The organism is Rhodohalobacter sp. (genome assembly GCF_034521535.1).
GTDB lineage: Bacteria > Bacteroidota > Rhodothermia > Balneolales > Balneolaceae > Rhodohalobacter.
Window position 1 is genome coordinate 174,752 of the sequence record NZ_JAXHMF010000006.1, and the last position, 15,309, is coordinate 190,060.

A 15,309-nucleotide genomic window follows, 5' to 3' on the forward strand; every position below is an offset into this window, starting at 1 on the left:
AATAATAGGTCAGGGTCATCTCTATCTCAGCCACGATTGGAATGTGATATTATTTAAATCGCTTCAGAATATCCTGATAGGAATCAATTCTGCGATCTCTGAAGAAAGGCCAGGTTTGTCGCTGTTTTTCTATGGATTTCAGATCAAGATTTATATTTAGAATTTCTTCCTCTTCTCCCGCCTGTGCAAGAATCTGTCCGAATGGTCCTGCTACAAATGAGTTGCCCCAAAACCTGGTACCCGATTCCACTCCTACCCTATTGATTCCGGCAACGAAGCATCCGTTGGCAATGGCATGACTTCGCTGAATGGTTAGCCAGGCATCCATAAATTCCTTCTTTTCCACATCGCTCTCTTCAGGCAACGTGCCGATAGCCGTTGGATAGACCAGTATCTCGGCTCCGTCAAGTGCAGCAAGGCGGGCTGCTTCGGGAAACCACTGATCCCAGCAGATCAGAGTGCCAATTTTACCCGCTGAGGTGTCAAAAACCTTATATCCTTTATCTCCGGGCGTGAAGTAGAACTTTTCAAAAAATCCTGGATCGTCGGGTATGTGCATTTTCCGATATGTTCCCAAAATGCTTCCATCCTTTTCAAAAACGACCATCGTATTGAAATATACACCGGGTGCTTTCTTTTCGAACATTGGAAGTAAAAGAACGATTTTAAGTTCAGCAGCCAGACTGCTAAATCGTTTGGTTACAGGCCCCGGAATCGGCTCAGCCCAGTCGAAATATTTCTGATCGATTTCCCGGCAGAAATAGGTAGTGTGAAACAACTCCTGAAGGGCAACAACCTCAGCCCCATTCTCAGCTGATTTTCTAATCAATAATTCGGCCTTCTCAATATTCTCGTCGATGTTTGTACTGCAGCTGTTTTGTATAGCAGAAAATTTCACGATGCTCAGAAATGATTTAAAAATTACCTGTAGATCTGTTTAAAAATGAATGTAAGAAAATTGATTGTAATACCCATTTAAGTTCAATCCGGCATTTGTAGTAAATAGCTTTTGAAAGCGCTTTTCTTTTCAAAATACGAGGGGAAAGCTATACCTTATGTCAACCATAACATGTAATCTGCCAATTCATCACCACCGGGGTATTTTGGGTGGTTTAATAAAGATGAAAGCCGGTACAATCTGCTAACTGATTTCTCTAAGAACTAAATCTTTAAAGAAAAGCATACTAATGAAAATCGACTACAAAAATCAGCCGAAAAGCAATATTGGGCTCGATTATCTTGGACTAAAAAATACTGATAAAGCACTGTGGAATCTGAACCCTTCTCAGCTTTATGAGCAAGCACTGAATAACGGAGAGGCGAAACTTACTGACAAAATGGTTCTTTTGGTTCAGACCGGAAAATATACAGGCCGCTCACCAAAAGATAAATTTCTCATTGAACAGCCATCAGTTAATGATGATATCGATTGGGGACCCATCAACCAGCCTATTTCTGAAGATGTATTTGATAATCTGCACAAAAAAGTGGTTGACTATCTGGACGGTAAAAAACTGTACGTGAAAGATCTTTATGCAGGCGCTGATCCTAAATATAGGCTAAATGTGCGCATAGTCAGTGAGGCTGCCTACCATGGTCTGTTTTCTCACAACATGTTTATCAATCCGTCAGACGAAGAGCTCAAAACTCATGAACCCGAGTTTACTGTTCTTGCCGCACCGAATTTTGAGGCAGACCCTGAAGTTGATGGCACACGTTCCGGTACATTTATTTTCTGCAATTTTGAGAAAAAAATCATTCTTATTGGCGGTACGCTTTACTCAGGTGAAGTGAAGAAAGGTATTTTTGCCGTTATGAATTATCTTTTGCCCAAAAAGAACGTCATGGCAATGCACTGTTCTGCAAATGTGGACAAAGACGGTAAAACCGCTGTCTTTTTTGGATTATCGGGAACCGGTAAAACCACACTGTCTGCCGATTCCAGTAAAACATTGATCGGTGACGACGAACATGGTTGGAGTGATGATGGAATCTTTAATATCGAAGGCGGATGCTACGCTAAGACCATCAATCTCTCCCCTGAAAATGAACCCGAGATTTTTCAGACAACTCAAATGCCCGGCACAATTTTAGAAAATGTTGTTCTGGATAAAAATAGAGTCCCCGATTTTACTGATGACAGCCTGACACAAAATACGCGGTGTGCCTACCCGATTCACTACATCCCAAATGCAAGTGATACAGGGCGTGGCGGTCATCCCAAAAATGTAATCTTCCTTACAGCTGATGCATTCGGTGTACTCCCTCCCATTTCAAAACTTACCCCGGAACAGGCTATGTATCACTTTATAAGCGGATACACGGCCAAAGTTGCAGGAACTGAGCGTGGAGTTACAGAACCTCAAGCCACATTTTCGGCATGTTTTGGAGCTCCTTTTATGCCTCTGCATCCAACAGTTTATGCTGAACTGCTTGCTGAAAAGATCAGAAAGCACAATTCAAACGTATGGCTGGTAAATACCGGCTGGACCGGTGGAATGTACGGTGTAGGTAACAGAATGAAGCTTTCTCATACACGAAAAATGCTGAATGAAGCATTGGAAGGGAATCTGGATGATCAGGAATTTTTCACTGAACCGATTTTTGGACTTCAAGTACCAACATCCATAGAAGGCGTTCCGGACAAAGTACTTCAACCAAAACAGACATGGTCTGACAAAGACGCTTATGACAAGAAAGCTTCTGAGTTAGCCGGAATGTTTAAAGAGAATTTCAGAAAATTTAGCGACCAGGCCAGTGAGGACCTCCTTGCCGCCGGACCGAATATCTAAATTTTCAGAATCATTTACTCAAAACCCCGGTTTTACATTAAGTAGGCCGGGGTTTTTTATTTCTTCATGTTTTTCTTACACGTCAGGATATCTCTATTGAATACTTTTAGACAGTGTTGAATATCCTTACATTTACATCAAATAAATTGAATAAGAGATTTAATTGAATGAAAACAGAACAACTGCCGGATTTTAACAGTACTGTCTCGATTGACAAAGTAGGTGTTGAAGAACGCGTTAGCCGATTAAATACGAGAAGTATCAAAAAAGAGTCGAAAATGCAGGCTTTGAAGCTTGCATTGAGCATGATCGATCTTACCACTCTTGAAGGAAAAGATTCGGAAGGGAAAGTAATCCAACTTTGCAGCAAGGCCCGAACACCTTATGCGCCGATGCCCGATCTACCCTCTGTAGCCGCTGTTTGTGTATATCCAAGCATGGTTAAAACCGCAAAAAATGCTTTGAAAGGAACGAGAATAAATGTTGCCAGCGTTGCCACTGCATTTCCCAGCGGAATGGCATCACGTCAAGTAAAGCTGGAGGACACAAAATTTGCAGTTGATGCCGGTGCGGATGAAATTGATATGGTAATTTCTCGCGGAGAATTTTTAAAAGGAAACTACAATTTCGTTTTTGATGAAATTGCTTCCATAAAAGAAGCGTGCGGTGATGCACATCTTAAAGTAATTCTTGAAACCGGTGAGCTGGAGACGTATGAAAATGTCCGAAAAGCCAGCGACATCGCCATGTATGCCGGTGCTGATTTCATCAAAACTTCAACCGGTAAGATTTCACCCGCTGCAACACAGCCCGTAACTCTTGTTATGCTGGAAGCTATTCGGGACTACTATCAGGCTACCGGAAAAATGATAGGAATGAAACCTGCCGGCGGAATCCGGAAGGCGAAACAGGCTTTACAATATCTGGTTTTGGTTAAAGAAACACTTGGTGCCGCCTGGCTTACTCCCGAGTGGTTTAGATTTGGTGCCAGCTCCTTAACGAACGATCTTTTGATGCAGATTGTGAAACAGGAAACCGGTGTGTATCAAAGTTCGCACTACTTTTCTAATGACTAACTACTGCTGTACAACACTTTACTAAGAATATCTATTTTTTATATAAGTATAATTTCACACTATGGCTCAATCAACAAAAGAGAAGTCGCAAAACGGAGAAGTTAAACCAACCTCTCCAAACTCAGATCTGAAACTGGACTTCGATTCTTTTTGGTCCTACAGCGATGCACCCGAAAGCAGCGATCATATTAAATTGAAAGAAAAGTATGATCTGTTTATTAATGGAGAGTTTGTTGCCGGGAAAAAAGGCCGGATGATGAGTACCATCAACCCGGCTACCGAAAAGCCCCTGGCAGAATTTACTGAAGCAACTTCTGAAGATGTTGACCTTGCGGTGAAATCAGCCCGAAAGGCTTATGACAGAACATGGAGCAAACTGTCAGGTAAAGAGAGAGGAAAATATATCTATCGCCTCGCCAGAATGATGCAGGAGCATGCGAAAGATCTGGCAATTATTGAATCCATGGATGGCGGAAAACCAATTCGTGAATCCCGCGATGTGGATGTTCCGTTAGCAGCAGCTTACTTTTTCTACTATGCCGGCTGGGCTGACAAATTGGATTACGCGTTTCCCGGCCGTAAAGCTGAACCTGTCGGTGTGTGCGGACAAATCATACCATGGAATTTTCCGCTGTTGATGCTATCCTGGAAAATCGCTCCTGCCCTTGCTGCAGGAAATACCGTTGTTCTCAAACCTGCAGAAACCACTCCCCTAACAGCCCTCAAATTTGCGGAAATATGTCAGGATGCGGGTTTACCGGACGGTGTGGTTAATATTGTTACCGGAGCCGGCCAAACGGGCGCAGCCATTGTAGATCATCCTGATGTGGATAAAATAGCTTTTACCGGCTCTACCGAAGTTGGGAAGATTATTCAAAAATCCCTGGCCGGTACAGATAAGAAATTCACTCTTAGAACTGGGTGGAAAAGGGCCAAATATCGTATTTGAAGATGCTCCAATAGATCAGGCCGTTGAAGGAATCATAAATTCAATATTCTTCAATCAAGGCCATGTATGCTGTGCAGGATCACGGCTTTTGGTTCAGGAAGGTATTGCAGACAAACTTCTCAAAAAACTAAAAGAGCGAATGGAGACATTGATTGTTGGTGATCCGCTTGATAAAAACACCGACATTGGCGCCATCAACTCTAAAATGCAGTACGATAAGATCAACGAATATCTTGAAATTGGAGTAAACGAAGGTGCTACCATTCATCAAAGTAGCGTTGAACTTCCGGAGAATGGTTACTTCTGCAAACCGACCCTGTTTACAGATGTGGGCCAGAGTAACCGAATTGTCCAGGAAGAGATATTTGGACCTGTATTGACCATTCAAACCTTCAGAACGCCGGAAGAAGCCATCGATAAAGCAAACAACACACCGTTTGGGCTTGCCGGTGGAATCTGGACGGACAAAGGATCAAAGATTTTTAAGATGAGCCAAAAAATGCGATCCGGAGTGGTTTGGGCCAATACCTACAATAAATTTGATCCTACTTCTCCATTTGGCGGATATAAAGAGAGTGGAATGGGCCGGGAAGGTGGCTTGCATGGACTCTATCCCTATGTAAATCTGAAATAACGGAAAAGAAATTCAAGTTTAATTAATTCATCACCATGTCAGATAGAATTGAAGTATTAAAAACCTACAAAACATATGTGGGCGGTAAATTTCCAAGAAGTGAATCGGGAAAAACGTATCCCATCAAAGATGCATCCGGCAGTGTAATTGCCAATGCCTGCCGATGTACCCGTAAAGACGTTCGTGATGCCATGCTGCCGGCCCGATCTGCTTTTGGTGACTGGAGCAACCGATCCGGTTACAACCGCGGACAAATCCTCTATCGGATTGCTGAAATGCTGGAAGGCAGAAAAGAGCAATTCATTAACGAACTTGAACTGGGTGGCATGAAACCCAAAGCAGCCGAAGAAGAAGTGGATTTGTCTATTGACAGATTGGTTTACTATGCCGGTTGGACAGATAAATATCCTCAGGTGTTCGGAACAATCAATCCTGTGGCAAGCCAGCACTTTAACTTCACATCACCCGAACCAACCGGGGTCGTTGCGATCATCAGTACGGATGAATCTCCTCTCCTGTCTATTGTATCACAGGTAGCACCGGTCATAGCAGGTGGAAATACATGTGTGGTGTTGGCGTCCGAAGTTAATCCACTTGTAGTTGTCAGCTTTGGTGAGGTACTAAACTCATCTGATGTTCCCGGTGGAGTGGTAAACATACTGACTGGCTTCAGAGATGAAATGCTTGACCATCTTACAAAACATATGGACGTGAACGCCGTTTTCAATTCTATTGATGATCAGGAAACAAGGAAACTTATTGACCTGAATGCATCTATAAGTGTGAAACGCGTACATCACTACCCTGTTGAAGACTGGAATGATGAAAAACACGAAAATCCATACCTGATACTTGAATTTCAGGAAAGTAAAACCACATGGCATCCGGCCGGCGTATAGTCAATATGAAAAAACTGATCCTAAGCTTATTATTTTTTCCACTTCTGTTAAGCTGCTCTACTACAGAGTCTGTAACAGAAGACGATGATCGTAACGGCACAGAACGCTCTCCTTACCTTGAAATTTCTGATGAAGCCCTGGAAGAGTTTGCCCTTGAGGAGCTGGATGAATTTGAACGTACACTTTATCTGAACAGAACCCGGTTAACAGATCGCTTTGCTACTATTCAGCATGATATGCCTGAACTTTTCACGAGGGAAGTGGCAGTTGAAGAAAGAGAAACCGATCAATTTGCCGGCTACAGGGTTCAAATACTATCAACGCGCGATGTGATACATGCTGATACGACCCGGGATAATTTCGTGGCTTGGTCAGATACAACTATGGAAGCGTACAAGCCAAACGCATACATTCATTTTCGTCAGCCTTATTACCGTGTACAAGCCGGTGATTTTCAAAATCGGGAGAAAGCGATAGAGTTTTCACGACTCATTAAGCAGCAATATCCGGAAGCATGGGTCGTGCACGATCGAATAGAACCTCAAAATGTACCGGCAGATACCACTACATTTCGCTTTAGAGAAATTATCAACGAAGTCGATCCTGAATCAGAGCAAAACGCACAAGAAAATGATATCCGGTAAGTATTTTGTGCAGGAGTAATAATTTGTGCTATTCAAGCCTAGACATTAAATCTGAATAGCATCACATCACCGTCTTTTACAGTATACTCCTTGCCTTCCTGTCTCATTTTACCGGCTTCTTTTGCAGCTTTTTCGGACTTTAACTCTGCATAGTCATCAAATGAGATGGTTTCAGCCCGGATAAATCCTTTCTCAAAATCGGTATGAATTACCCCGGCAGCTTGGGGCGCTTTTGTACCCTCTGTGATAGTCCAGGCACGAACTTCTTTTGGCCCTGCAGTAAAGTAGGTTATGAGACCCAGGTTTTTGTAAGCGGCCTGAATCAAACGGTCCAGCCCGGCAGACTCTACTCCGAGTTCCTCCAAAAACATCTCCTTTTCTTCCTCGTCCAGCTCTGCAATTTCCGCTTCAATTTTTGCACAAAACGTTACGATCTCGTCATCAAACTTGTCGGCAATTTTGCGAACCGTTTCTACATACTCGTTTCCGCTGTTCAATTCATCTTCTGCTACATTACAAGCGTATAAAACAGGTTTGTCGGATAAAAGTGACAGATCACGATACGCTTTTCTCTCCTCTGCATCAGCTTCAAATGTGCGGGCACTGTTGCCATCACCTAAATGATCTGCCAGTTTTTGTATAACCTCGAGATCGGCTAGTATTTTTTTATCACCGCTTTTGGATTCTTTTTTTAGTTTTTCCAGGCGTTTCTCAACCGATTCCAGATCTTTAAGAATCAACTCATCCTCAATGATGTGAATATCGCGCTCGGGGTCAACAGAACCTTCAACATGAATGATATCATCATCATCAAAACATCGAACAACGTGTACCAGCAAATCCACTTCACGTATGTGTGAAAGGAAAGCATTCCCTTTTCCTTTTCCCTCTGATGCACCTTTAACCAATCCGGCGATGTCTACAAACTCAATGGTAGCCGGCACGGTTTCTTTTGGGTCTATGAGATTTGTAAGTGTGTTTAGCCGCTCATCAGGAACGGTAACCAGACCTACATTTGGATCGATTGTGCAAAATGGAAAGTTCGCTGATTCTGCTCCTGCATTGCTCAGGGCGTTAAAAAGTGTGGATTTACCGACGTTTGGCAATCCAACAATACCACATTTTAAATTCATAAATATTGAGCTTAAATATCGAGTGAAGTTTGTTGTATAAATTTTTGATCGGGTAGAATTACGGCGGTCAATTTTCCATAACCTAGTTTTTCATAAACACAACCGGTATCTATGCCAATCATTTTTTTCTTTTGGATAGGATGAGGTCTTGGAGTGTGGCCAAAAACAACCGTTTTTTCCCAGGGAGTCTCAAACGAATCTATGTGATCTCTTCCCCAAAGGAAAAAATCATGAAACTCATCAGATTCTGTACTTTTACTTATGGGTTGAAAAGGAGGCACTCCTGCATGAACAAAAAAGTAGTCGTCAGTTTCGTAATAAAGCTCTGTATTCTTGTAGAACTCTATGTGATCTTCCGGCAGCTGTTCAACACCTTCCGCATCATATGACTGAAGTGTTGTATCACCGCCATTGAGCAGCCAATTATAATCTCTTTTCGATTCGAGAGAATCTATAAGCATCTGTTCGTGATTTCCTCTCAGAAATATACATTCCCTCTCCTTTTGAGCTTCTAAAAGAAAATCGACAACCCCTTTCGAGTCAGGGCCGCGGTCAATATAATCGCCAATAAATATAAAGGTTGAATCGGAGTACGCATCGAGCTTATTCCATAGCGCTATTAACGATTGAGAACACCCATGTATATCTCCTATTGCAATAAGTTGGTTAGACATTAATTAAGAGGATTCAATAAGGCCTCTGCCTTTTTTTGTGATTTTTCCATCTTCTGAGAGCTGATTCAAAACCGCATCTAAAATACCGTTTACAAAATTTCCGCTTTTCCTGGTAGAGTACTCTTTAGCTAACTCAATAGATTCATTTATTGTTACTTTTGTCGGTACTTCTTTAAAGTGGAGAAATTCAGAAATTGCCATTCTCAGAATTAACTTATCTAGAGTGGCAAGGCGCTCAACCTTCCAGTTTTTAATATGTTTTTGTATGATCTCGTCGTATTCGTGAGCGTTATCTACTGTGATAAGTAAAAGTTTTTCGGCAAACTTCACAGCATTTGTGTCGTCTGTTAAATCAGCTTTGATAATATTTTTAGTAACATCCTGTGTACGGCTTTTTCCAATTTCTACAGCATATATAGCTTTCAATGCTGATTCCCGGGCTGCTCTTCTGTTTGACATACTTTTGTATAAATTTTCAAAGACTTTAAAAATACAAAGCTTTCTGTTCAGCCGAAAGAAAAGTCAATGATTTCTTTTGCTATTCAAACGTTCTGTATCGTATATTTGAATTCTTGGGTTCATAGCTCAGTTGGTTAGAGCGCTACATTGACATTGTAGAGGTCGGCAGTTCGAATCTGCCTGAACCCACATTTAAATCTTCCCCTTCTACTAAATCTCTTATTTTGAGATTAGCCCAAATGTTTCATTAAAGAGTTTCTTTTCTGTTTTAGGCGTTATCTGAGTCAAAAGATCAAATAACAATTGCCAGATAAGCCGATAGTTTACCAAAGCTCCGTATTTATATAGATAAGCGAAGATACCTTCCCGGAAGTGTCAAAAATTTTATTTTCGACTACATATTTTTGGGAAATTAATTTTCGGAGCGTTCCTGAACAAATAGCTCGTTCAAAAGCTTCAGGTTGATAGAGTCGCGATATGTGACCGTTCTCTCTCCTTTCATGGCTGTAATCACAAAGTGTGCCGTGTCAGAACAATGAATAACATTTTCCCAGGTCTGATCGCATGCAAAAATCTCTGTAGAAACTGAGTCTGCATTATGGGTTATTTCAAATGTAACTCTGTGCACATCAGGTGAGGATTGACGATGTTCCCAATCAACATTTTCTATTAATTCATCAGCTAAAAATAGGTCCGATGAATCAGCAAATGATTGATTTAAAGAGAGCGAATCCGACAATTGGTTTTCTATTAAATAATCAGGTGAGGTTGGAGTATATTGAATCATCACTTTTTGTTGAAAACGATCCGAATCAGAAAGAGAATTCTGGAAGTGTGAATTACATCCAAAATTAATAATAGCCGCAACAATAAGGAATATACCCACTGTATTGGAAAATGTATTAATCAACTTCATTTTAATCCTCTGATTAGAATACCCTTTAAAATCAGGACGTTGCCAACTCCTGTGTGCTGTTCTGCAGGATCTCTACTTCTGCAGTGTCTGATTGCTAAATCGTACATGAATGTAATAATTTTATTGAACTCTTACTTATAATAACGAGTCAATAAAGCCTTTATTAGAAAATTTTCACGTAGGTATTTTTTACTACTTCTGAGGTGCTTTATAAGCTATAGAATCCGACAATGAGCAGAATTAATAGACAGATTGCCGAAACAATTTTTCTTACCAAAATTGCCTTGTATTCTAATAGAGTAGGCTTTAGTTTATTTAATATATCCATCAAAATTAATTTCTATTATGAAAAAAACAGCAATATTAATTCTATTCATCCCAGCCCTGTGGATTGCAGGGTGTAGCAGTAATGATACTACTATGAGTGAAAATCCATTTTATACAGAAAGCACGCTTCCGTTTGAAGCACCGGACTTTGATGTCATTGAAAACCGGCATTTCATGCCTGCGTTTGAACGCGGAATGGAGGAACAATTAAGTGAGATTGACAGCATTGCAACTCAGGATTCTGAACCTACATTCGAGAATACGATTGTGGCGATGGAGCTGAGCGGTGATCTACTTACCAGAGTACAAAGAGTATTTTATAATCTCACTTCCGCACATACGAATGAAGAGATTCAGAATATTCAATCTGAACTTGCCCCAAAACTGGCTGCTCATTCAGATAACATCTACCTGAACAGGGATCTGTTTAACAGAGTTGAAACACTTTATCAAAATATTGATCAATTGAACCTCGATGAAGAGTCGGAAAAACTTCTTTCTGACACCTATCGTGACTTTGTCCGTGCAGGTGCGCAATTAACGGAAGAGCAGCAATCACGAATGAGACAGATCAATGAGCGCATATCTTCACTGACAACCGAATTTCAAGAAAAACTTCTGGAAATGACCCGGGAACGAGCAGTAGTTGTTGAAGATGTGGATATGCTTGAAGGTTTAAGCGATGATCGAATCGCCTCTGCAAAACAAGCGGCCGAAGAGCGAGGCCTTGAAGACAGCTATTTAATCAATATATCCAATACAACCCGCCATCCTCTTCTCTCCTCCTTAGATAATCGGGAAATGAGAAAACAAATATGGGAAGCATCTGCTTATCGTGGACTTGGCGAAAATGGCGGAATTGATACCCGTCCCATCGTACTTGAGCTTGCAGAGCTAAGAGCTGAACGCGCAAATCTACTGGGATACGATACCTATGCAGACTATGCACTGGAACCTCAAACCGGTGAATCACCCGAAAGAGTTCTAGATCTTCTAAAAGACCTCATCCCTCCTGTTATAAGAAACAGTGACGTTGAAGCTGAACTGATCAAAGAATTTATGATCCAGGACGGAATCGAAGATGATCTTCAACCGTGGGACTGGGAGTACTATGCAGAAAAAGTGAGACAGGATCGATATGATATCAACGAAAGTGAAGTTAGGAAGTACTTTGAGCTTGATAAAGTCCTTAACGACGGAGTTTTCTACACAATGGAAAGACTCTTCGGAATCACATTTGAAGAGAGATTTGACCTGCCCGTTTATCATGAAGATGTTCGGGTTTGGAATGTAATGGATGAGGACGGTTCACAAATAGGACTTTTTTACGGCGATTTCTTCAGTCGTGACTCCAAACGCGGTGGTGCCTGGATGAACTCCTTTGTTGTACAGTCTCATCTCAAGGAGAAAAAACCGGTGGTTGTTAATGTTCTAAATATTACTCCACCTGCCGAAGGAGAACCGGCTCTTGTTAGTTTTAGCAACGTCACTACACTCTTTCACGAAATGGGACATGCCGTACACGGATTATTTTCTGATGTAACCTACCCTTCCCTGGCAGGAACGTCCGTTCCACGCGATTTTGTGGAATTTCCTTCCACATTTCAGGAAGACTGGGCTACCCTTCCTGAGGTACTTGAAAATTACGCTGTTCACCACGAAACCGGAGAGCGGCTACCTCAGGATCTTCTGGATAAACTGATTGAAGCACGGAATTTTAATCAGGGATTTGATACCTATGAATATCTAGCAGCAACACTTTTAGATATGGAATGGCATCTTCTTGAACCTTCTGAAATTCCTTCAGATGTAGTGGCGTTTGAGCAAGCTTCACTTGCTAAGTATAATCTGGCGAATCCTGCAATACCACCGAGATATAAATCACCTTATTTCTCACACATCTTCTCCGGCGGATATTCAGCAAATTATTATGCTTACATCTGGAGTGAAATCCTCGCCGCAGATGCATTTTCATTTATGAAAAATCAGGGCGGATTAACTCGTGAGAACGGGGATCGATTCAGAAATTATATTTTGTCACAAGGTGGAAGTGATGAGGCGATGGATCTATACAGAGAATATAGAGGTGATGAACCGGATGTTCAGCATCTCCTGGAAAGACGTGGCCTTAACTAAACCCTTTCACTTTTTAGTATTTTAACACAAGCCTCGCCTGATTCAGGTGGGGCTTTTTATTTTTCGAGATCAAACGAAAACTGATATGATGTTCCGCTTTCTCCGTTCACGGTCATCTCAGCATCGATCTGACGACTCAACGTCTTAATCAATGTTAAGCCCAGTGAGGATTTCCCAAGCTTATCAAAATCATCCGGTAGTCCTACCCCATTATCTTTTACCTGAAGATTTACCTGATCATTATCACCCAGATTTAATGAAATCCGTATCGAAGCTTCTTTTGTAGAATTATCTCCAAAAGCGTGTTTATAGCAGTTTGTAAGAATTTCATTCAGCATCAGTCCACACGGAATCGCTTGTGTAATCGTAAATTCAATCTCCTCGAGTTCTAAATCCAGCTCCATCGGTCTCGACTTGTTTCGGTGTGATTTATCAATCACATCAACCAATTCGCGGATGTAACGGGAAAAATCGATACTTGATAACGTCTCATTCTGATAGAGTTTCTCATGTATCAGTGCCATTGTGTTAATTCGCATCTGGCTATCCTTCAGAGCATCCCGCACATCACTATTTTCTGTACTGTGTGATTGAAGCTCCAGCAGGCCGGTAATTACCGCCAGATTGTTTTTCACCCTGTGGTGAATTTCTGCCAGCAATACCTCTTTTTCCTTCAAGGAACTCTTCAGGTTCGATTCAGCCTCTTTTTGATCGGTGATGTCTACATAGATTCCGAAGATTGCTATCGTTTTGCCATCAACCTTAACCGGCACACCGTAAATGAGTACATCTACAAAGCTGCCATCCTTTTTTCTGCGAACTCCTGTTATTTCAAATGTCTCTGTACTGTTTGAAAGTTTTCTTGCAACATCCAGATCTTGAGCAGGCGCTATCAGGTCATCAATATTTACACCCCTGATTTCATCAATATTGTACTCAAATATCTCTTCAAAGCTTCTATTCACCATTTGAACTTCATTCTGGCTGTCCAGCATAGCAATTCCAACCGGAGCATTCTGGAAAAGCTGCCTGAATAGCTCCTCATTATGTCGCAACTCCTTCTGTTGATCGTGCTGAGTACTTATATCCCTCGCAACTGCAATAACTGCATTTTTACCGAAGTATTTACCCGGAGTTAAAGTCACCTCAATTGGAAATACTTCTCCGTTTTTTCGCACGGCCCACCACTCGAAACGCTGTCTTTCTCCATTTAAAGCACTTTCAATGTATTCGAAGGTTTGTTTTTCATCTACCTTACCCGGAGCGGCAAACATCATAGGATCATTTCCAATCAGTTCTTCCCGGTTGTATCCGAATATCTCTTCTGCCGTTTTATTTACTTCCGCAAACTTTCCGTTTTCATCATGGATGTAAATGGCATCACCAATTGAGTTAAATAGATCTCTATAGCTTTGTATGGACTGATTGAGTTTACCTTGAACCTCCATCTGCTTGGTTTGATCAATAACTACACCCATGATAGCCAGCTCTCCCTTCAGCACTATTTTTGATCCATAGATCTTTACAAAAATCTCAGAACCATTCTTCGAATTAGCTCTGACTTCCACTTCAAATGAATCAATTTCTGAATTATTGAACCTCTCGCGTATCATTACCAGTTTATTCACATCCTCCTTGTGAATCAGTTCAAATGGATCAAAATTGTTCATTAATTCCCATTTGCTGTATCCGGAAATTTTAGAAAACATCGGATTTACATAAAGCAGTTTTCCCTTTTGAATTAAATAAACGCCTACGGTGGATGCTTCACTCAACACTCTGAATCGCTGTTCCGAATCTTTAAGCCTCTCTTCCGCAAGTTTACTCTCGGTATCGTCTTCAATCAGTGAAAGAATACTGATCAGCTTTCCACTCTGATCGTAATTGGCTGAGTTGTGCCAGTTGGTGTGAATTTCTTCTCCTTTGTCATTTTTAACTACAGAACTGAAGGTGAAATAGGTAGTATGATGAGCGGCCATCTCTTGAATTTTACCTTCAATAAATGGTTTCATCCCATTCTCAACTATACCGGATGTGAATAGTGAATTCCCTAAAATGTTTTCAAAGTTCCACCCAAAAATCTCCTCTGCCTTAGGCGACCAATCCCTTATTTTTGCCTTCCTATCCCACTCTACGGTAGCAAGCGGAAGCTGTTCTTTGTAAGAATCTATTCTTGGAAGATGATGGAGGTTTTTATTCAACTCGGGAATTTCTTCTGAAATATCATGCAAAACACAGAGCTGAATATTTTTTCCATCCTTCTTCATTTGATGGAATGTAAACTGAACATAAAATGAAGAACCATCTTTCCTGTAGTGCTTCCAGATAGCAGGCAGCTTAAACTGCTCATCATTCGATAATTGATCGGCTACACTTTCCCGGTACTTATCACCAAGGTCAGTAATTTTTTTACTTCTAAACTCTTCTTCGCTATACTGATATTTTTCTATGCACGCACTATTAACCTCAAGTATATCAAGAGTATAATAATCATAGATTAGCATGCACTCATCGGCAAAAAAACTGCCATCGGGTGCAAAATTTTGAGCAGGTTTATCCATCACGATGATATTCTTTACAATACTTTTCTGAATAGAATTCTGAAACCAATTTCATTCAGAGATAACAGTTTAAAGGATTGTCAGGATTTTGTATTTTAAGGCGTTCACA

11 protein-coding genes, 1 tRNA gene and 1 pseudogene are annotated in these 15,309 nt (G+C 41.1%); 7 read left to right on the forward strand and 6 right to left on the reverse strand.

Annotated elements, in window-relative coordinates; all coding sequences use genetic code 11:
- Window positions 1-49: 49 nt before the first annotated feature.
- A complete protein-coding gene (locus U5K35_RS13090) occupies window positions 50-907 on the reverse strand; it encodes a carbon-nitrogen hydrolase (RefSeq protein WP_416221648.1) in 858 nt (285 codons plus the stop codon).
- Window positions 908-1,187: 280 nt separating this feature from the next.
- On the opposite strand from U5K35_RS13090, the gene pckA reads away from it, so the two are divergent.
- The 5 genes and pseudogenes from pckA to U5K35_RS13120 all read left to right on the forward strand — a co-directional run bounded on the left by pckA (window position 1,188) and on the right by U5K35_RS13120 (window position 6,994).
- Window positions 1,188-2,792 carry a phosphoenolpyruvate carboxykinase (ATP) gene (pckA, locus tag U5K35_RS13095; RefSeq protein ID WP_322571940.1) on the forward strand — a complete coding sequence of 535 codons (1,605 nt, stop codon included), beginning with the start codon at window positions 1,188-1,190 and terminating at the stop codon, window positions 2,790-2,792.
- A gap of 167 nt (window positions 2,793-2,959) precedes the next feature.
- Window positions 2,960-3,868 (forward strand): deoxyribose-phosphate aldolase, encoded by a 909-nt coding sequence (gene deoC, locus U5K35_RS13100; RefSeq protein WP_322571941.1) that lies wholly within the window; start codon window positions 2,960-2,962, stop codon window positions 3,866-3,868.
- 61 nt (window positions 3,869-3,929) lie between these two features.
- Window positions 3,930-5,451 (forward strand): annotated as a pseudogene (locus U5K35_RS19785) (aldehyde dehydrogenase family protein).
- Between the two features lie 35 nt (window positions 5,452-5,486).
- Window positions 5,487-6,350, forward strand: coding sequence for an aldehyde dehydrogenase family protein (locus U5K35_RS13115; protein ID WP_322571944.1), 864 nt, complete (start codon window positions 5,487-5,489; stop codon window positions 6,348-6,350).
- A 5-nt stretch (window positions 6,351-6,355) separates the two neighbouring features.
- Window positions 6,356-6,994 carry an SPOR domain-containing protein gene (locus U5K35_RS13120; RefSeq protein ID WP_322571945.1) on the forward strand — a complete coding sequence of 213 codons (639 nt, stop codon included), beginning with the start codon at window positions 6,356-6,358 and terminating at the stop codon, window positions 6,992-6,994.
- A gap of 38 nt (window positions 6,995-7,032) precedes the next feature.
- Here the strand turns inward: U5K35_RS13120 and ychF are convergent, their stop codons facing one another.
- Genes ychF through nusB form a run of 3 tightly spaced genes read right to left on the reverse strand, consistent with a single transcriptional unit; the run spans window position 7,033 to window position 9,260 of the window.
- Window positions 7,033-8,127, reverse strand: a complete 1,095-nt coding sequence (gene ychF / locus U5K35_RS13125) for a redox-regulated ATPase YchF (RefSeq protein WP_322571946.1) — start codon at window positions 8,125-8,127, stop codon at window positions 7,033-7,035.
- A gap of 11 nt (window positions 8,128-8,138) precedes the next feature.
- A complete protein-coding gene (locus tag U5K35_RS13130; RefSeq protein ID WP_322571947.1) occupies window positions 8,139-8,801 on the reverse strand; it encodes a metallophosphoesterase family protein in 663 nt (220 codons plus the stop codon).
- 3 nt (window positions 8,802-8,804) lie between these two features.
- Entirely contained in the window at window positions 8,805-9,260 is a 456-nt protein-coding gene (nusB, locus tag U5K35_RS13135) for a transcription antitermination factor NusB (RefSeq protein ID WP_322571948.1), read from the reverse strand.
- 115 nt (window positions 9,261-9,375) lie between these two features.
- On the opposite strand from nusB, the gene U5K35_RS13140 reads away from it, so the two are divergent.
- Window positions 9,376-9,449 (forward strand) — tRNA-Val (locus U5K35_RS13140).
- 223 nt (window positions 9,450-9,672) lie between these two features.
- Here the strand turns inward: U5K35_RS13140 and U5K35_RS13145 are convergent.
- Window positions 9,673-10,176 (reverse strand): hypothetical protein, encoded by a 504-nt coding sequence (locus U5K35_RS13145; RefSeq protein ID WP_322571949.1) that lies wholly within the window; start codon window positions 10,174-10,176, stop codon window positions 9,673-9,675.
- Between the two features lie 345 nt (window positions 10,177-10,521).
- Between U5K35_RS13145 and U5K35_RS13150 the strand changes: the two genes are divergently transcribed.
- Entirely contained in the window at window positions 10,522-12,639 is a 2,118-nt protein-coding gene (locus U5K35_RS13150) for a M3 family metallopeptidase (protein WP_322571950.1), read from the forward strand.
- A 56-nt stretch (window positions 12,640-12,695) separates the two neighbouring features.
- On the opposite strand, the gene U5K35_RS13155 is transcribed toward U5K35_RS13150, so the two are convergent.
- Entirely contained in the window at window positions 12,696-15,200 is a 2,505-nt protein-coding gene (locus U5K35_RS13155) for a PAS domain S-box protein (protein ID WP_322571951.1), read from the reverse strand.
- Window positions 15,201-15,309 lie beyond the last annotated feature (109 nt).

Coding starts and splice junctions, on each gene's coding strand:
- pckA (WP_322571940.1), top strand. CDS start 1,188: ATGAAAATCGACTACAAAAATCAGCCGAAAAGCAATATTGGGCTCGAT.
- deoC (WP_322571941.1), top strand. CDS start 2,960: ATGAAAACAGAACAACTGCCGGATTTTAACAGTACTGTCTCGATTGAC.
- U5K35_RS13115 (WP_322571944.1), top strand. CDS start 5,487: ATGTCAGATAGAATTGAAGTATTAAAAACCTACAAAACATATGTGGGC.
- U5K35_RS13120 (WP_322571945.1), top strand. CDS start 6,356: ATGAAAAAACTGATCCTAAGCTTATTATTTTTTCCACTTCTGTTAAGC.
- ychF (WP_322571946.1), bottom strand. CDS start 8,127: ATGAATTTAAAATGTGGTATTGTTGGATTGCCAAACGTCGGTAAATCC.
- U5K35_RS13130 (WP_322571947.1), bottom strand. CDS start 8,801: ATGTCTAACCAACTTATTGCAATAGGAGATATACATGGGTGTTCTCAA.
- nusB (WP_322571948.1), bottom strand. CDS start 9,260: ATGTCAAACAGAAGAGCAGCCCGGGAATCAGCATTGAAAGCTATATAT.
- U5K35_RS13145 (WP_322571949.1), bottom strand. CDS start 10,176: ATGAAGTTGATTAATACATTTTCCAATACAGTGGGTATATTCCTTATT.
- U5K35_RS13150 (WP_322571950.1), top strand. CDS start 10,522: ATGAAAAAAACAGCAATATTAATTCTATTCATCCCAGCCCTGTGGATT.
- U5K35_RS13155 (WP_322571951.1), bottom strand. CDS start 15,200: ATGGATAAACCTGCTCAAAATTTTGCACCCGATGGCAGTTTTTTTGCC.